Origin of the sequence: Nitrosovibrio sp. Nv6 (assembly GCF_900110495.1) — a bacterium.
Classification (GTDB): Bacteria; Pseudomonadota; Gammaproteobacteria; order Burkholderiales; family Nitrosomonadaceae; genus Nitrosospira.
This window is the reverse complement of record NZ_FODX01000001.1, coordinates 469,844-486,770: the sequence shown is the minus strand read 5'-3', so window position 1 is coordinate 486,770 and position 16,927 is coordinate 469,844. Positions and strand designations below refer to the sequence as shown.

Annotated in this window: 15 protein-coding genes; 6 read left to right on the top strand and 9 right to left on the bottom strand. The window is 54.8% G+C overall.

Annotated elements, in window-relative coordinates; all coding sequences use genetic code 11:
• Positions 1 to 179: 179 nt before the first annotated feature.
• From BMX66_RS02385 to BMX66_RS02350, 7 genes are all read right to left on the bottom strand, one after another.
• Positions 180 to 725, bottom strand: coding sequence for an SRPBCC family protein (locus BMX66_RS02385; RefSeq protein WP_090878008.1), 546 nt, complete (start codon positions 723 to 725; stop codon positions 180 to 182).
• A gap of 383 nt (positions 726 to 1,108) precedes the next feature.
• On the bottom strand, positions 1,109 to 1,876 hold the full coding sequence (locus tag BMX66_RS02380; protein WP_255398769.1) for an endonuclease/exonuclease/phosphatase family protein: 768 nt from the start codon (positions 1,874 to 1,876) through the stop codon (positions 1,109 to 1,111).
• Positions 1,877 to 1,897: 21 nt separating this feature from the next.
• A complete protein-coding gene (locus tag BMX66_RS02375) occupies positions 1,898 to 4,042 on the bottom strand; it encodes a VTT domain-containing protein (RefSeq protein WP_090878005.1) in 2,145 nt (714 codons plus the stop codon).
• Positions 4,039 to 4,380 (bottom strand): hypothetical protein, encoded by a 342-nt coding sequence (locus BMX66_RS02370; protein ID WP_090878003.1) that lies wholly within the window; start codon positions 4,378 to 4,380, stop codon positions 4,039 to 4,041. The genes BMX66_RS02375 and BMX66_RS02370 overlap by 4 nt, the downstream gene beginning before the upstream one ends.
• Positions 4,381 to 5,013: 633 nt before the next feature.
• Positions 5,014 to 5,376: a chaperone modulator CbpM gene (locus tag BMX66_RS02360; RefSeq protein WP_090878000.1), complete on the bottom strand. Its 363-nt coding sequence runs from the start codon at positions 5,374 to 5,376 to the stop codon at positions 5,014 to 5,016.
• A complete protein-coding gene (locus BMX66_RS02355; RefSeq protein WP_090877999.1) occupies positions 5,373 to 6,368 on the bottom strand; it encodes a DnaJ C-terminal domain-containing protein in 996 nt (331 codons plus the stop codon). The genes BMX66_RS02360 and BMX66_RS02355 overlap by 4 nt, the downstream gene beginning before the upstream one ends.
• Positions 6,369 to 6,648: 280 nt before the next feature.
• On the bottom strand, positions 6,649 to 7,227 hold the full coding sequence (locus BMX66_RS02350) for an HdeD family acid-resistance protein (protein ID WP_090879732.1): 579 nt from the start codon (positions 7,225 to 7,227) through the stop codon (positions 6,649 to 6,651).
• Between the two features lie 469 nt (positions 7,228 to 7,696).
• Between BMX66_RS02350 and BMX66_RS02345 the strand changes: the two genes are divergently transcribed.
• From BMX66_RS02345 to BMX66_RS02330, 4 genes are all read left to right on the top strand, one after another.
• Positions 7,697 to 8,068, top strand: coding sequence for a hypothetical protein (locus tag BMX66_RS02345; protein WP_090877997.1), 372 nt, complete (start codon positions 7,697 to 7,699; stop codon positions 8,066 to 8,068).
• 110 nt (positions 8,069 to 8,178) lie between these two features.
• The gene (locus BMX66_RS02340; RefSeq protein WP_090877995.1) at positions 8,179 to 8,646 is read left to right on the top strand and encodes a flagellar hook assembly protein FlgD; all 468 of its coding nucleotides are present in this window, start codon (positions 8,179 to 8,181) and stop codon (positions 8,644 to 8,646) included.
• Between the two features lie 394 nt (positions 8,647 to 9,040).
• Positions 9,041 to 11,551 (top strand): mechanosensitive ion channel family protein, encoded by a 2,511-nt coding sequence (locus BMX66_RS02335; RefSeq protein WP_090877993.1) that lies wholly within the window; start codon positions 9,041 to 9,043, stop codon positions 11,549 to 11,551.
• A gap of 312 nt (positions 11,552 to 11,863) precedes the next feature.
• Positions 11,864 to 13,138 carry an O-acetylhomoserine aminocarboxypropyltransferase/cysteine synthase family protein gene (locus BMX66_RS02330; protein ID WP_090877991.1) on the top strand — a complete coding sequence of 425 codons (1,275 nt, stop codon included), beginning with the start codon at positions 11,864 to 11,866 and terminating at the stop codon, positions 13,136 to 13,138.
• Between the two features lie 197 nt (positions 13,139 to 13,335).
• Here BMX66_RS02330 and BMX66_RS02325 read toward each other — a convergent pair whose 3' ends face one another.
• Both BMX66_RS02325 and egtB read right to left on the bottom strand, forming a co-directional pair.
• A complete protein-coding gene (locus tag BMX66_RS02325) occupies positions 13,336 to 13,998 on the bottom strand; it encodes a hypothetical protein (protein WP_090877989.1) in 663 nt (220 codons plus the stop codon).
• 63 nt (positions 13,999 to 14,061) lie between these two features.
• Entirely contained in the window at positions 14,062 to 15,363 is a 1,302-nt protein-coding gene (egtB, locus tag BMX66_RS02320) for an ergothioneine biosynthesis protein EgtB (protein WP_090877987.1), read from the bottom strand.
• A gap of 357 nt (positions 15,364 to 15,720) precedes the next feature.
• On the opposite strand from egtB, the gene BMX66_RS15265 reads away from it, so the two are divergent.
• On the top strand, positions 15,721 to 16,305 hold the full coding sequence (locus tag BMX66_RS15265) for a hypothetical protein (protein ID WP_143058181.1): 585 nt from the start codon (positions 15,721 to 15,723) through the stop codon (positions 16,303 to 16,305).
• A 14-nt stretch (positions 16,306 to 16,319) separates the two neighbouring features.
• Positions 16,320 to 16,865, top strand: coding sequence for a hypothetical protein (locus BMX66_RS02305; protein ID WP_090877982.1), 546 nt, complete (start codon positions 16,320 to 16,322; stop codon positions 16,863 to 16,865).
• The last annotated feature ends 62 nt before the right edge of the window (positions 16,866 to 16,927 follow it).

Genomic DNA, 16,927 nt, shown 5'->3' with positions numbered 1-16,927 from the left:
CTCGCTTAAATAGAGACACTAGAGGCGGACATGCCTGAAAAAATGCAAGTAATGATCCAACGATTCTAACGGCCGAGTTACGCTCATGGGACGACGAATAGGCACAGCCTGATTCCCGGATCATTGCAGCGCAAAAATGCCAAGGCATATGACCGTTCATCAGGCCGGGCTACCATGGATTAGTGCTGAGGCACAGAGCCGCGCCACTCTCCGGTTTCTTTCCCGCGGCTTTCTATGTATTCCTTGAAGCGCCTCAGATCCCCGCTCGTGCGCATCTTGACTATCCCTAATGCGTCGCCAATTTCTTCAACAAAGCCCCTTGGGCCGTAATCCATTTGTATCACGATCCGGGTTACTGAATCACCGATTTTATAGAACTTCACGACACCCTCGTTTTTGGCTCCACTCGTGCTTCGCCAGGCGATCCGCGTGTCCGGCACCTGTTCGGTGATCTCGGCATCCCATTGTTCCTCTTTACCGCCGATCTCGGCCCGCCAGTGCAAGTGGGTGTCATCAAGCTGCCGTACTTCACGCACACCTTTCATGAACTTGGGAAATTCTTCAAATTGAGTCCATTGGTTATATGCAGTACTTACCGGCACATTAACTTCGATCGAATCTTCCATGGTCGACGTCTTCTCGGAGTGCCGGGAATTTTTGAGCTTCTTGGATAACAAGACCCCGCCTGCGGCAACCGCAGCGAGCGTTACAATTTTTCCTATCATTTTGAATCTCCTCCAGGTGAATACCGCTTTGCCATCCGGAAGGCCGTCCCATCGCGAGTTTGGGAACTTATACTGACCGGACGCTTGAGTTTATGAAAGATTGCTCGACTAATGGAGACAAATCTGCCTGTACCGTGACGCGTACCTGCAAGCGCAAGCAGGTCAGGTCAAATAAGGCGAGGAATTGTACTCGTGGGGAAATGATGGGCTCTCAGGTGCATATTATCTGTGCGGTTGTACACGTAGCGCAAAATTCGGAGAGCGGGAGCAAAGTCGTCCCGATATAACAGTCTCGTATGAATTCGGGGTTACCGAGATTTTTTCAGAAATTCCCGATCGTTTGACCAGGCGCGACGTTGAATGCTTTGTACCGCCCTTACAAATCAGATTTGAATAATGGCTTTCAAGGGCAGATGGTCGGATGCAGTGCGCGCAAGACCGCTCGCGTGAGCTTCCAGTTTTGTGAGCCGGCGGCGGGGGTGTACCCACATGCGATCGAGCGCCATGAAAGGCCGGCGCGAGGGGAACGTCGGAGGATGTGGAGCGTGCTTGAAGTGCGCGTGGAGCCAGCGCACAGGCCGTCCCCACAGGAACCATTCGTTCAGGTCGCCCATCAACACATAAATATCTGTAAGACCGATTTCGAACAGTTCAAGCAACCGGCGAACCTGCTGGCGCCGCTCCCAGGGTCTGAGTCCAAGATGAGTCGCCACGACCTGCACGCGCCGCTCATTGCCGTCAAGGGTGACGTCAATCGCTCCGCGCGCTTCGCGTCCAGGCAGGGTCAGGTCGACGCGGTTTACAGCGAGGATGGGGAGCCTGGTCAATATGGCGTTGCCGTAGTGCCGGGTTTCACGCTTCAGCGTAGGACCGGCAATAGCTGTCAAGCCAGTTTTTTCCGCCAGGTAATCCAGCAAATCATAACCATCGACGTCATGATGCTCCACCTCTTGCAAGGCCACCACATCCGCGTTCAACTCCTGCAGCACCCGGACGATGCGATCAGGATCGAAGCGTCCATCCGTGCCAATGCATGCGTGTATGTTATAGCTGGCCAGTGTCAGGTTCATGGAGTGGATAAAAACCTTGAAATTTCTTGTGCCTGAAACGCGGGTGGCGGCAAAGCAGCAGACGCAGCCGTTGCCCCGCATCGGAAAATGCCACGCACTTGCTCAATCTGACTGAGCTCGTAGCCGAGGGTTCCGGTGGCGCTCTTCCCACCGCCAGAATGTCCAGCCCGAGACAATAATGACGCCGACAACCGCCACCAATATGGCGAAGGCTGGCAGATCCGGTTCCTGGATGGTGGCAGCCAGCCGATCCGTAAACAGCGACATGCCGACGATTCCGGGCAACATCCCAAGGGCGCTGCCGATGACAAAATCCCGGAAGCGGATTTTGGAGGCGCCGGCAATCATATTGATGACCGAAAACGGGGCAAATGGAATGATCCGGACAACGATAATGGTCATTAACCCGCGCCGGGCGAGCCGCCTGTTCAGTTCGTGGAGTTTCTTGCCAGCAAACCGCCGCACTGTGTTGCGGCCAAGCAAATGACCCAGTCCATAGGTTGACATCGCACTCAACAGGGCGCCGAGCATTGAATAGAGAAAACCCTGCCACGGACCAAACACCAGTACGCAGACAACGATGAGCACCGTAAGGGGAAACGCAACCAGGCCGCTGACGAGGAAAACGCCAAGCGTCAATAGTGGTGCGCTCCGCGCCTGCTTGAATTCGACGGCGAAGCCGACGAGCTTATCGACATTGACCCATTCTTTCAGAGGCGACCATTGCCACATGGCAGCCAAGCCAAGAATGGCAGCGAGTATCGCCAAGATCAAAAAGATATGGCTGCGCGCCCCTCCGCGTTCTTCTTCAGGAACAAACTCTTTCATCAGCTCGCTCGGATCCATAGGCTGGCCGGGGTCCACGAGATCATCCCCCGGCACCCACGCGTCCATCTCGGGTGTCACGCGAAACTCCAGCGGACGCACGGTACGACCTGAACCGCGAAGCGATTCGATGGTGCGGATCAAGGAGCGCTCTTGTGCGAAGCGCTCTTCTATTCTGCTTGCTTCCAGGCCTAAATGCTCCTCCAGCAAACGGTTGCGAAAGGCATGAATAGCGCTGCGTATATGAGGCTTGCCATTTGCCTCAATCACAAGATCACATTCGGTATCCAGGCCCATTGAACGATTATTGAGGTTTGCCGAGCCTATGCGAAGCAGTTCATCGTCTATTATCGTAACCTTGGAGTGTACGTTTACGCATTCATCATCAAGACCGGGTATGCAAGGCTCATAAAGCCGCAATCGGTTGTGGTGGTCTGCTTTCAGGAGTTGCCTGAATGAGCGCTCGCGCAGGACGTCCATGGTAGTCTGCGACAACCATCCGACAGTATGCTCCGGTAGCAGCACAGCCACTTCCGGTCCGTCTTCCTCCTTCAGGCGCTTCGCCAGGGCATCCGTAACCCGATGCGCGGTGAAATATTGGGCTTCTATGTATATAGAATTGCGTGCGGCTGCGATGGCGTCGATCAGAAGCCGCTCCACTTCCCGCACCTCCGCCTGATTCTCGTACTTGGGAACAGTCCGGCAAATTGCAACATCCACGTTTTCCACATCCGGCGCCAGGTAGGCCGGCCAGTAGTTTGCCTCGGTCTGGATCCGGGGCGCCGGAAGAGTCATGCCGGTTGCATTCCGCCAGCGTTCACGCGCGAGGTCCCCAAGCGCAGCCGCGGCCGGACCGCTGACCATCATCTGGATGTCGTGATAAGGTTGCGGCACCGGTTCTGACTCCAGATCCCGCCGGCGGGAGTCGCGAGGCGCGTGTTGAGGAGTATCCCAGCGCCCCAGCGTTAAATCCAGTCCGCCAGCAAATGCGACCTGATCATCAACCACCACAATTTTCTGATGATGGCACGCGCCGGTCGGATGCCGGTCATCCAGACAAAAATGCAGGCGCGGATGGTCGTTCCATTTCTCTTTGTAAAGTGGCAGCCACTCGCGGTCCGGGGCAAAGATCATGACGAAATCCCAGTCCAGTATGTGTATGTCGAGCTTACTGTTAAGCTTGACCATGCTGTTGAGGAAATCGCCCAGTTCGATCGGCAGGCCGTCCGGTTCGCCTTCCCGCACGAGCTTCACCCGGCTATCGATGTCCCATGCAATGATCAGCACCGAGCGCTGCGCCTGTTTTACCGCTTCGCGGAAAGCCTTGAAGAATTCAGCCCCGTCCACGATAAAGGCGGCCCGATCAGCTCGTTCGATGCGCCAGCAGTTGTCACCCGGCTTTAAAACGGCAGAGCGGGTCATTGCCCTTCGGTATTCCCGGCCGGCAGCGTGATCATGACTTTTGGCGGACTCTCGACCTGTACCGTTGCTCGCGCGGCGGCTAACGGGCGAGTGAGCGCGGCAAATTCTTCAAGACCACTGACTGTTGCGATGCGCGCCAGGAGTTCCGGACCGCCGGAGGCATCGATTTCTTCCAGCTGAGCCGCGGGTTCGTCGCGGTGCAACGCGCTGAACAAAGAATGGTTATAGTTCGAGGGCAGAGTTATCTCCAGTTTCTGTGCATGATCCAGCAGCGCAGGTATTGATTCGATTGTTTCATGGCCGCGCCAGGTTAACTTGATCAATGGGTCTTTTTCCATTATCAGCTCCCGATTCCTTCAATGGATTCAATTGCTTCGCCTTTCAGGGGACTGCAACGCAGAAGCAGTGTATTTTTTTCGTAATGGGCTGTTGTGGAGTGAACGTAAGGCAGACAACCGCCGGTCCTCGTCGATCTGCTCAGACAGCGAATATGCGCCCGTGGGGCCAGGTCTTCCGTTCGTTGTCGAACATAAACGAAATCCGGAAATAAGCAGGTATATCACCGGTAAGGTGACAAGCAAGGATCAGCCGGTGCCTGGCAGCCTGTGGGACTTGAAGAATCGAAGCGGAAAAGTGACTGGGTGAGGACAGATTTTGAGGATTTTGAAGGCCAATAGTTATTCTATTGGCCGAAAAAGCGGCGGAATATGGACCAGCCAGACACTTTTGCAGCCGATTTCCTTTAAGTCCGACAGGATGCCAGGGGCGCGTTTCGTGGCTCGACTGTTCCGGTTCATCGATGGCTTTATCGAGGCATCCACATCGGTGCTTTCCATTCTTACCGTGTTGAGCGGTGCAAAATAGACGTTTGTAATATCCTTGCTGGTAATGACCGGAAAAGACCTGGCAGTAATACGATTTCGATTACCAGGGTGAGCTAACCTGCCGCTACCCTGCCATCACCCGCAATATCACTCTCTATCCATCGCCTCGAGCCGCGTCCGAAGGACTTCAACTTCCTCCAGCAATTGCAGGGCCAGCGCTACTCCGGCAAGGTTGATGCCGAGATCATTTTGCAGCCGCGAGGCCATTCTCGCGCGGCGCATCTGGGTGCTGGTAAAGCGCCAGCGATGAGGTTCATGCTCGTCTGCGGTTTCCGGGGTCAGCAGTCCTTCGTCAACCAATTCGATAATATAGCCGCTCTGTACTGCGCAGGCGTGGCTGAGTTCGGCCAGCGTTAGGGTGTGCTGCTCATCAATGATGATGGCGCTTAGGCCGACCTGTGGCTCAGCCGGTTTATCGTTTGACGTGCGGGGCGGGTTTTTGTCAGTCATGCCTGCACTCCGAGTTTAGCCCGTGGGTTGAACGATTTAAAGTGCTCGGCCATGCTGCGGTAGAACGATTTCGCCGTTTCATCGTTGGCGGGGGGCGGAACGATTCGCAGCACGACATAATAATCTCCTGGCGTTTTGCCAGGAATCCCGCGGCCTTTCAATCGCAGCTTGCGGCCGGTAGCGGAATCGGGAGGTATTTTGAGTTCAACTATTCCTTCCGGAGTAGGCGCCTTCACTGTCGCCCCCAACGCCGCCTCCCAGGGCGCTACCGGCAGGTCAAGGTACACATCCTTGTCTTCCACACGGTAATGGGGATGAGGGCGGAATTCAATCTCCAGATACAGGTCGCCCCGCTTGCCGCGTCCATGGCTTGGTGCCCCCTGTCCGGCGAGGCGAATATACTGCTTCGGTCGAATGCCGCGCGGAATAACGACGTTGAGCTTATGTTCACGCGTCGACACGCGCCCCTGAACGTCGACCCCGGGTACTTGCAGGGTAATGGTGCGGGTAGCGCCCGTGTAGGAATCTTCCAGGTCGATCATTATCTTGGCGTAATGGTCCTCCCCCGGGATATGAAAGGATGCGCCGCCCCGCCCGCTGGCCCCCCTGTCACTTGTCGCGCCGCCGTATCCGCCGCCGCCCGAGCGAAAGCTCCGGCCAAACAGCGATTCGAAAAAGTCGCTGTACTGCGAAGCATCGCCGCCCGGAAATCCGCGCTCGGAAAATTCGAAGCCGGCATTCCAGTCCGGTGGGGGGCGGAATTCCTGATTCGCTTTCCAGTTTGTACCAAGCTGGTCGTAAGCCACCCGTTTCTCCGGATCTTTAAGCACTTCATAGGCTTCGCCCAGTTCCTTGAAGCGTACTTCAGCTTGCGGTTCCTTGCTAACATCGGGATGATACTTGCGCGCCAGCTTCCTGTAGGCGCGCTTGATATCGTCCTGGGAGGCGTCACGCGCAACTCCCATGATTTTGTAATAATCCTTGTATTCCATCTATTTCCCGTGAAGGCGATCAAGCTTGATTACGCGAACCTCCTTGTTAGGGGGATCTCCCATTACATCTGGCGGCCATCGGCGCGCCTTCGATTCTCCCGTTTTTGCGGGATAAGTGTCAAATGCGCGCTCGCGAGAAGCTTATCCAGCGACCTATGGAGAAAAGCAGATCCGGGAGATTTTCATACAAGTACAGCCTCGAATTTTTCCTTTGACGATTTAGTATCGTCCCGAAACGCTGGAATCTTATTCAGCTTGATATCTTCCTTCAGCATCTGCCTCAGTGGCTTCCGTGGGGAAGTCCATGAGGCCATTGCTCATCGCCGCCTTTCCAATTGCGCGCGCGCCAAGCCAGTGCCAACAGCAGCAAGCCTGAAATGATGGCGTACATACTGATCAGCCACACCAGCGCCAGCGCTCCCGCGCCTGGGAAGAAGAAAACAAATACGCCGAACGCGACGGAAATGATGCCGTTGAGGATCAGGAATGCTTCGCCACGGATGGTCTTGCGCAAGCGGATCGCCATGACGATGTCCACTATACCGCTGCCAAGCGCGGTTGCGCCTATGATCAGTACAAGCACCACTGCCGTCAGGTTGGGAAGCAGGAAGGCAGTTATCCCTGCTCCAATACCTACTAACCCAATCAGAAGCATCAGCCACCAGTCACTGTTGGTTTTTCGATTTTGCACGGCAGCAATGGCGGATGCCACACCCCCAATCAGCGCGTAGGCCGCAAACATGATAAGCAGCCACATGAGTGTAATTCCCGGCCAGAACGCAGCCAAAATACCGAACAGCAGCGACACGGTTCCACGCAACGCCAGCGAACGCCATGTTTTCGAAATTAGTTCGTTCATGATGCCACCTCTCTTTTTGAGTGTCACGAGGACAAGCATGAATGACTACGCTGGTTCGCGCGGTACGATACCCAACATAGGACTGATATATTCGCATAAGTCAGCTATGGGGAACCGCGTACTGCCACTTTCCCCCACGATTTCGAAAGCAATTCATTCATGCGTTACCTCCGATTTTCGAGTGTTTGACCATGATGAATGTCTAGGCTTCTGGCGCGGTGCGCTAATGGACATAAACTCCGAAAGTTTGGGAGGTGCTTGATGATGGCAATATGACCGCCTGTTTTCCTTATGTGCGGTGGGGCACAGCGATCAGCGTTTATTTGCCGTATAGTTATTTGTTGGTCCCGCGTGCCGGGCTGTTATCGAGTGAAAATCGTGCTTCGCAACTCCTTTGAAGACGATTCATACCATGAAATACCATTCGAAACCCTGTTAACCCAAAACCACAAACCATTGAGTGAAGCCGATGGCCACTGACAAGAAATCTCTCTCCAGGAAAAAACCTCTCTCCAGGCAAAAACCTCCCAGACAGGAAACCGGCGTGCTGACAGAGCGGGTGGAGCTTTCCAATCCGGAGCCGGAGCGGCAGGAGCAGAATCAAGCAGAGCAACAGCCGTTGTTGCCGCATGAGCGGGACCAGACAACCGGCCCGGCCAGCGCAGGCGAGGCTAACGAAGATGAGCACTCCCGCAATGTGATCGGGCAGGCAGCGGAAGATACCGAGCACGGCCTGAAAGACACGGACCGCAGGGGGATACCCTCGGATATCGTCGCTTCGGACGTTCCCGCACCGAGCGTGCCTGCAGCGAAGCGTAAAAAAGGCAGCAAGGCGACATGATTGCCGAGGATGTTCGCGCGAGCGATCGTCCGCATAAGCCGGACCAGGCATCGCTCTGTCGAAATCCGCCGGTACCTTTTCTTCCTTAACGAATTCGGAGGTGTAATCTCATGAAAATCCATATTAAACTCGTTCAAATATTGATGGCGCTGGCGGCACTGACGTTAACCGGTATCTTTTCAACTTCAGGTTTTGCGCAAGACGGTTCCTCCCCGGTAAACCCCTCACTTCCAGCTGTGCAATCGCAAGGTCCAATCGAATTTCTAACGGGTGGAATAGGAAAAGACGAGTCGGAAGCAATACTGAAAGAAGGAAATTCATGGCCGTTGATGCTTGAACTGGCCCAGGCTGCTACCCCTGGCGCCCAATACATCAGCGATGTACAGATAACAATCAAGGATAAATCCGGCAATACCGTCCTGGATATCGGCGCCGAGGGTCCGTACGTACTGGTAAAACTGCCGCCAGGAAAATACTCGCTGGATGCTATCTACGAATCAACAAAACTTCATCGTCATCTGGATATCAAGAAGGGGGGTAATAGAAAGATCACATTACTCTGGCCCGCCGCCAAATAATCGGGCTTCTATCCGATTTTGGCGCGTGGCGTTTATTTCGGCGGTCGGTCGAAGCTAATAAAGAAACGCTACCAGGACATGTAATCTCCCGACGCTGAAACAGGCATGCGGTTCAGCAAGGTAGCCCAGTGAAACCTTGAGGAACTCATAATAAGGTGTTGAGGAACTTCTGACGAGCCGTTCCTGACCACCTTGCAGGAAGTTCAGCATGCACGGGGAAGGGTTGTAGAACTGCCTCTGCGGTGAGCGATCAGCGATGCTGGAGGCGCAGCGCCCTTATCCCCCGTTTTTACTCAATCCGCGTGGAAGGGAGCCCCGTTGCAATCTGGCTCCCGTGTTCCCGGTTACCCTGCCCGTGCTAAAGTATTCCCTCGCTTAAATATGTTACCTGTCCATGTTTTCCGAAATTAGCAAGTCAGTTGCTGTGCTGGTGTCGCTGGTGTTGTTATTGACCGGCCCCGCGTTCAATGGCGCGTACGCGGATGATTCCGTGAAGCAATATGGTGTTACGCCAGCGCAAGCCAGGCGTACGCTCTCGATTCTTCAGGATGACAGGAAGCGCGCGGAACTCGAACAGACGCTCAATGCAATCGCAGAAGCTACAGAGAATGCGCCGGGCGAATCGGCCGTACCCGCCGAATCCGCTGCACCTGTCCCACCTGCCGCATCCTCTCCACCAGCTGCACCGGCGGTTGAGGGAGCGGCGCCTATCGAGCTGGCGGAGGGTGGTCTGGTCGCCCAGATATTCGATCTGATAGGACAGCGCCTCGATACTGTTGTGAACCAGTTGCGATCAGCCGTTCGCACGCTTCTTGAGGTCAGAACCGTGGCCGACTGGTGGCAGTATAACCTTGGGGTGCCGGAGCGCCGGGCCGTGGTGCTTGACGCGCTGTGGGAAGTCGCGGTCATACTTGCGGGATCCTTGTTCGTGGAGTGGCTGCTGCGGCGTGCGCTTGCCCGGCCGCGCAGGATAGTCGAGGAGCGCGCGGCAGCTCGTCAGGCTGCGGTTGGGCGCACGGAAGAGCCGGGAGAAGGCGAGGGACCGGGAAGCACGAAAGTGAAAGCAGGGGATGGCGCCGACCATAATGCGGTGCCCGCGCTAGATCTTCCTGTTACGCCTGGCGCCAGCAAGGCACTAGCCGCTGATCGCCACCTGAGCCTGCTGCGCCGTCTCCCGTTTGCGCTGGCCCACTGGGTGCTTGAGTTGATCCCACTGGCCGCCTTTTTGGCGATAGCCATCGCGCTATTAAATGCGTTTGGGGGACGGGTCGCCATATTTTATAGCGCGACCTTGCCTATTATCGAGGCTTACGCAACCACCCGCGTCGTGCTGAGTGTGATTCATCTCATGGCGTCTCCACTCGGGCAAGGGCTGCGGCTGATGCACATCAGCGATGGTGCGGCTGACTACCTGAATTGCTGGATGCGGCGGATCGTCATCGTGGCTGTGTTTGGCACCGCCATTGCCGATATCTCGCTGCAAACGGGGGGAACGCGGGACACTCACGACACCCTTTCCAAAATGGTTGGACTGGTTGTTCACATCATGTTGCTGATAATGGTCTTTCGCAGCCGCAAAGCCACCGCGGCAGCAATCCGCGGAACAAACGAAGATAGCCACGGGGCCCTGTTTGGGCTGCGCGGAATACTGGCCGATAGCTGGACGTTTGTAGCGACACTTTTTATTGTTGCTGCGTGGCTGCTGTGGTCGGTCGGGACAGAAAACGGCTTCCAGCGCGTACTGCATTTCTTTGCGTTGTCGGCGGCGGTTATCGTCGGCGCCAGTCTGGTATCGATTTTTGTTCTGGGTGCGATCGACCGCGCTTTCATTGAACATCGTAAAAATAAAGCGGACCAGATCGGGCAGACAGAGCAGTCACAGTTTGTTGCTCCCGAGGTTGCCGGTAAAAGCACTTATCACCTGCTGGTTGACCGTGCCGTATCCTTATTGATAGCCATTGTCGCCATTATTGTGTTATTGCAGGTCTGGGGCGTGGATACGCTCTCATGGTTCGAAAGCGGATCGGTGGGCCGGCGTCTGGCTTCTGCTGTCGCCACGATCGCGATAACCTGCGCAGTGGCGATGATGGCGTGGGAGGCCTTCAATACGTCGGTTTGCCGACGCGTCGACCAGTGGACCGAGGCTGGCGACGTTGCGCGCGCCGCGCGTTTGCGCACATTAGTGCCCATGCTGCGCACCACTCTCTTCTTCATTATTGCCATGATCGTGCTGCTCGCCGCACTAAACGAACTGGGCATCACCATCGCACCGCTGCTGGCGGGTGCCAGCATTATCGGCGTCGCATTGGGTTTTGGTTCTCAAAAGCTGGTACAGGATTTCATCACCGGCATTTTTTTGCTGATGGAAAATGCCATTCAGGTCGGGGATTTCATCACCGTCGCCGATGTTTCTGGATCGGTCGAGCATCTATCGATACGTACAGTCCGGTTACGCGCCGTCGACGGTGCGCTGCATGTCGTGCCATTCAGCTCTGTTTCCACCGTCACTAATTTCAAGCGCGGCATCGGCAATGCTTCTATCAAGGTAAGTGTAACGGCGGATTCGGATGTCGATAAGGTATTTGCCGCCATTAGAAGCGTCGCTGGCGAGATGCGCGCAGACCCCGAATTTAAAGATCTGATCCTTGACGACGTGAATATCTGGGGTGTGGATCAGGTCGATGGATCGACGATCACCATTCTCGGACAAATAAGCGCGCTGGACAGCGGCAGATGGCCCGTGCAGCGTGGCTTCAATCGACGGATTCTGCGGCGCTTCCGCGAGTGGGGTATCGAGTTCGTTAACCCGCAGGAAAGGCAGGTGGTGAGCCATTCCCCCACTGCGCCCTCCGCGGCGCCTCCTGCGGATAAAGCCGACAATAGCGTTGCTCGGGCTGCTGAATAATGGAAGCAATCGCAATAAAACGGCTTTTTGAATCGGCGAAGAATTGGCCGGCCCGAAACCGGGCGCAACGACGGCAGGGCAACGATGAGGGAGCTCTCATGCGGCGTAATGCGCTTCGCTTATTACGCCCTACAACCTCTGCTTGACTCACTTCCAGATTAATGGATACTTTGGATCAATGCATGTGGCGGTCTTTCGGGAAATGACGCGTATTAATCGAAGACAAGGTCAAGAAGATCGATAACGAATTACGGTATCGCTCCGGAAGTGGTCCACATCATAACCACGTTTGATTAAAAAAGAGAGACCAGTATGAAATTAGAATCATTGGCATTGCATCACGGGTATAAATCCGAAGCTACGACCAGGGCCGCCGCCGTTCCAATTTATCAGACAACCTCTTACACGTTCGATAATACACAACATGGCGCTGATCTGTTTGATCTGAAGGTGCCCGGAAATATTTATACGCGAATAATGAATCCTACCAATGCTGTGCTGGAGCAGCGCATAGCAGAGATGGAGGAGGGTGTGGGAGCGCTGGCTGTCGCCTCGGGAATGGCGGCGATAACCTATGCCATTCAATGTATAACCAGCGCGCGCGACAATATCGTCAGTACCAGTCAGCTCTATGGAGGCACTTACAATCTGTTTGCTCACACATTCCCGCGACAAGGAATTGATGTGCGCATGGTGTCGTACGATGATTATAAAGGGGTCGAGAGGCATATAGACCGCAATACAAAAGCGGTTTTCTGCGAGTCCATCGGGAATCCCGCCGGACATATCGTCGATATCGAAAAAATGGCTGACATTGCCCATAAGCACGGTGTGCCCCTGATTGTTGACAGTACCGTTTCCACCCCCTATCTCTGCCAGCCATTTAAACTGGGCGCCGATATTGTTGTGCATTCCCTGACGAAATACATAGGCGGCCACGGAACGACAGTAGGTGGGATGATCGTCGATTCAGGGAAATTCGATTGGGTAGAACACAAAGAACGCTTCCCCTTGCTGAATGAGCCCGATCCCTCATATCACGATGTCGTTTACACAGAGGCATTTGAACAAGCCGCTTTTATCGGCCGCTGTCGAGTCGTGCCGCTACGCAATACCGGCGCGGCATTGTCGCCGCATAGCGCATTTTTAATACTGCAGGGCCTGGAAACGCTGGGTTTGAGGATGGAAAGACATTGTGAAAATGCACTGAAGGTCGCACAGTACCTGGAAGGGCACCCAATGGTGGAAAGAGTTAATTATGCGGGATTGACCAGCAGTAAGTTTCACGACCTGTGCAACAAGATAAGCAAGGGGAAAGCCTCGGGTTTATTGAGCTTTGAGATAAAGGGCGGCTCGGTTTCGGGCAGCCGCTTTATTGACGCGCTGAAGATGATCCTGCGGTTGGTCAATATCGGAGATGCAAAGTCGCTCGCCTGTCATCCTGCATCCACTACTCACAGGCAGTTGAATCCGGATGAGCTTAAGGCCGCAGGGGTTTCGGAAGGTCTTGTCAGGATATCCGTAGGTATCGAGCATATTGACGATATCATTGAGGATATATCCCAGGCTCTCGAGTCGATTGATTAGGAGCCTGTCCGACTTGAAGAATCGAAGCGAAAAAGTGAAATAGCGACCAGCCAGATGCTTTTGTAGCCGATTTCCTTTAAGTCCGACAGGCTGTCAGGATGGCAGCGCACTGCCGCTTCGAAATTGGCGCATCGGGATAAGACTGGAGCCATTGGCGACGAGATTGGCTCTGGAAAGAGGGGTTTTGCTCCGTCTTTTTACTCGAGTATCCCATTGAGATTAGGCTTGCGATATGAGCCCACTTGGGGAGGAGATGCGAGGTCTGTTGATTTAAACGAAAATATCAGCAGAACCGTATAATCGTTGTAATACGTTTCGGCGAGGAAGGCAGGGGTCGACTGGATAAATGCGCCTGAAGGTAATTCAAAGATGTCCATGTAAAACGTTACATACCCAGTTTGATATTGCGCCTTGTAGAGCGCCAACTCGGGAAGCGAAAAAGGGATGATCTGACTTCTGACAGGAGGCATTCCAAAAAAATTGCCGCCTAGCTCTGTACCCAGGGCTCCCACAATTACACTGATTCGATGCGTAGCGTTTTCCTCATTTTTCTGAACAGCGTATCCTTGCCGCCCCAGCCACCCGACCAACGTCTTTTGCAGAAGAACCTGGTCAGAGCTTGTTCCTGCCGCCGTGCTTATACCGGACGTATCGAGTATGACGCTTGAGCCGTATGGAATTGGCAGAAAACCATCCGATCTGGCGGGAAGACTTCGTAACACGGCTTCGCTAATGAGAAGTTGTTCGATGGGTGCTCTTTGAGATTGGGTGGTTTTGTGCATCGTTGAGCAACCCGCCACTCCGGCGAGCAACGCGAGGGAAACCACACCAAAGGACAGGGTCTTTAATGCTATTATCATATTTCTTTCCATGGCTTGCGCTCTGTTGAGCATTACTCGAACTGAGCCGGTCAAAATGGTCGGTCAAGTTGCATCGCGCGCCAAGCGGATGCCCGAAAACTGCCAGCACGTCTGGGCCGGGAAGAAATTGCGGAAGCTCGGGCGGATTCGCTCTTGCGGAATAGCACAGGATCCGCCTCTTAGAACATACTGGTTTACCATCGACCTGCTGTTGTATTCCCCCACGGCTTCATTCCAGACAAGAGACATGGGTTCGCTGGCGTTTGGTTTTGCGGGATTATAACCCGGATAAGGCGAGTAGCTCGACTGCGTCCATTCCCATGCATCGCCGTATAGCTGAGCCAGTCCTGCGCCGTCTGCATCTGCAATAGTACCAGCGGCCAAAGGGTGAAAACGGTTATTATCCGCGAAACAGCCCTCGATTTCCTGCTGGGAGGCGGCATTTTCCCACTCGGCCTCCGTAGGCAGCCTGGCATTGGACCACCGGGCAAAGGCGTCAGCCTCGTAAAACGACATATGAATAACCGGAAGATTCAAGTCCAGCGGACGCAGTCCGCCGAGCGTGAATTCCTGCCAATCGGCGCCGGATTCCCCATTTGATCGCCAGTAGAGCGGGTGGCTGCACTCATGCGCCTTTATCCAGTCCCATCCCTCAGAAAGCCAAAGGCTGGGGTTGCTGTAACTGTTCGCCTCCATGAATTCCAGATATTCGCCATTGGTCACGAGGCGCGATGCGAGCTGGTAAGGTTGAAGGTACTGCTTGTGCTGCGGCGATTCATTATCATAGCTGAATCCCTGCCCGTGATAGCCGATTTCGATCAACCCTCCTTCAAAGCCGCGCCATTTCAGGGGGTGGGATATCGGGGAATCCAGCGACTGCATTTCCCTATAGCAGGGACTCAACGGACTTTGCGAGAAAAGGTGCTTGATGTCGGTGAGCAGGAGTTCCTGATGCTGCTGCTCGTGATGCATGCCGAGCACCGCAAGTGTAGACAACATTTCGTCTTCCACCGCTCGATCCAGAACCCGCTCCATGCGCTCGCTGACATTGGTCCGATAGTCCCGGATCACCGACAAGGCAGGTCGGGTGAAGAGTCCTCGCTTTGGATCTGGATGAGTTTGCCCCGATTTGTTATAGGAGCTGAACATGGCAAGAAAGGCCGGGTGAAAAGGCTTGAACGGCTTTTCGTAATGCTGCAGCACAAATGTTTCGAAGAACCAGGAAATATGACCCACATGCCATTTTGTGGGACTGGCCTCGGGCATGGACTGAACACAGCAATCTTCGTCTAAAAGCGGCTCGACTAAATCGGTTGTACGGTTGTGGATAGCAGTATATTTTTGAAAAAGCGAAGAGGAGGTCATGAGGGCTTCCTTTGACAGTAAGTCTTTGCTGAAAAATTTCCAAATTTAATCTGGCCCACCGGAAAAGCAGCTACATTCGTGACCAGCGACAATAATCATAAGCTTTAATGCGCCCAATCGGGCGATTCTGGTGTTTTCGGCGCTTCAACCAGGCAGAAATAGTGCTGATGCATGGGGGCGACCAGAAGCCGCTGCCGGTGGCCTCCAAAGGGCCTCTAAAATTGATTCGGACAAGTGGAACGTCAGAATAATCCGGTGTTCTAAATCTTCAGGCAGACCCAATCTGCCTGTTCCATCTTATCGTTATCCATTGTCATGTCGTGAAGAGCAGGTTCCAAGTCACAGGAGTGAGTCTACGTGAAAATTAAACTTATATGTCTCATCCTCCTGGCGCTAGGCTCGATTTCGGCTGGTTCGGCCTGGAGCAATGAGGGTGACGGCGGCGAAGGCGGAGGTGCAGAGGGTGGAGGCGGCGATCACGGCGGTGGAGGGGGCGACCATGGCGGCGGCCATCATGGCGGCGGGGGTCATCACCATCACGGCGGCCATCATCATGGGGGTCATCATCACCACGGTGGCCATCACCACGGCCATCGGCACGGCTTGAGTGTTTTCTATGGGGTGGGCGGTTTTTATCCGGGCTACGGCTTTGGCCTGGGCTATGGGGGCTATGGGGGCTATGGGGGCTATGGCTATGGCTACGGAAGGTACGGTTTTGCCCCACCTTATTATTCCCCTTATTATTCCTATCCGCCTGTCATTGCCGTGCCGACGGCGCCACCTGTCTATATCCAGCAGCAAGAACCTGCACCGCCGGCAGCGCCAGCGCCGAAGTCAACGAATTATTGGCACTATTGCAGAAACCCAGAAGGATATTATCCCTATGTAAAGAAATGCCCGGATGGCTGGCTGCAAGTCGCTCCCCAGCCTGCAACTCAATAAAATAAGGAATAGAAATGCCCAAAACTTATAGATCAACTCCTTTCCTTCTGGCGTCTTTATTGGTTTCCTGTGCGAGTATACCAAGCGGCCCCAGCGTAATGGCGCTGCCCGGCTCCGGTAAAACGTTTGATCAATTTCGTGATGACGACGGCTACTGCAGGCTTTATGCCAGCGAGCAAGCCCAGGGCGTGACCCCGAATAGAGCTTCGGTGATGAGCGGAGCAGGAACTGCCGCGGTCGGCACAGGGGTTGGTGCGGCGGCAGGCGGCGCTTTTGCCGGAGGGACCGGCGCTGCGATCGGCGCGGGCAGCGGCCTCCTGCTCGGCGGACTGATGGGAACCGGCACCGCGAGGGCATCCGGCGAAATCCGGCAGCACCGTTATGATATGGGTTACACGCAATGCATGTACGGCAAAGGCCATCGTGTCCCTGTCTCCGGCCGGATCATGGATGACTCTCGTAACCGGCCTGCAGAAACGTCGAGCCAACCTTTGCCAGGCGCCGCGACGCCGCCTCCACCACCACCACCCGGCAATCCACCGCCTCCACCCCCGCAATAAATTTAAAACCACAGCGAGGTTTCATTGATGAGACGGCAGGGAGGCAGGGAATAACGGGATGT

Bases quoted from the DNA above. Each gene is read 5' to 3' on its own strand.
- BMX66_RS02385 (WP_090878008.1), bottom strand. From the start codon at position 725: ATGATAGGAAAAATTGTAACGCTCGCTGCGGTTGCCGCAGGCGGGGTC.
- BMX66_RS02380 (WP_255398769.1), bottom strand. From the start codon at position 1,876: ATGCGGGGCAACGGCTGCGTCTGCTGCTTTGCCGCCACCCGCGTTTCA.
- BMX66_RS02375 (WP_090878005.1), bottom strand. From the start codon at position 4,042: ATGACCCGCTCTGCCGTTTTAAAGCCGGGTGACAACTGCTGGCGCATC.
- BMX66_RS02370 (WP_090878003.1), bottom strand. From the start codon at position 4,380: ATGGAAAAAGACCCATTGATCAAGTTAACCTGGCGCGGCCATGAAACA.
- BMX66_RS02360 (WP_090878000.1), bottom strand. From the start codon at position 5,376: ATGACTGACAAAAACCCGCCCCGCACGTCAAACGATAAACCGGCTGAG.
- BMX66_RS02355 (WP_090877999.1), bottom strand. From the start codon at position 6,368: ATGGAATACAAGGATTATTACAAAATCATGGGAGTTGCGCGTGACGCC.
- BMX66_RS02350 (WP_090879732.1), bottom strand. From the start codon at position 7,227: ATGAACGAACTAATTTCGAAAACATGGCGTTCGCTGGCGTTGCGTGGA.
- BMX66_RS02345 (WP_090877997.1), top strand. From the start codon at position 7,697: ATGGCCACTGACAAGAAATCTCTCTCCAGGAAAAAACCTCTCTCCAGG.
- BMX66_RS02340 (WP_090877995.1), top strand. From the start codon at position 8,179: ATGAAAATCCATATTAAACTCGTTCAAATATTGATGGCGCTGGCGGCA.
- BMX66_RS02335 (WP_090877993.1), top strand. From the start codon at position 9,041: ATGTTTTCCGAAATTAGCAAGTCAGTTGCTGTGCTGGTGTCGCTGGTG.
- BMX66_RS02330 (WP_090877991.1), top strand. From the start codon at position 11,864: ATGAAATTAGAATCATTGGCATTGCATCACGGGTATAAATCCGAAGCT.
- BMX66_RS02325 (WP_090877989.1), bottom strand. From the start codon at position 13,998: ATGATAATAGCATTAAAGACCCTGTCCTTTGGTGTGGTTTCCCTCGCG.
- egtB (WP_090877987.1), bottom strand. From the start codon at position 15,363: ATGACCTCCTCTTCGCTTTTTCAAAAATATACTGCTATCCACAACCGT.
- BMX66_RS02305 (WP_090877982.1), top strand. From the start codon at position 16,320: ATGCCCAAAACTTATAGATCAACTCCTTTCCTTCTGGCGTCTTTATTG.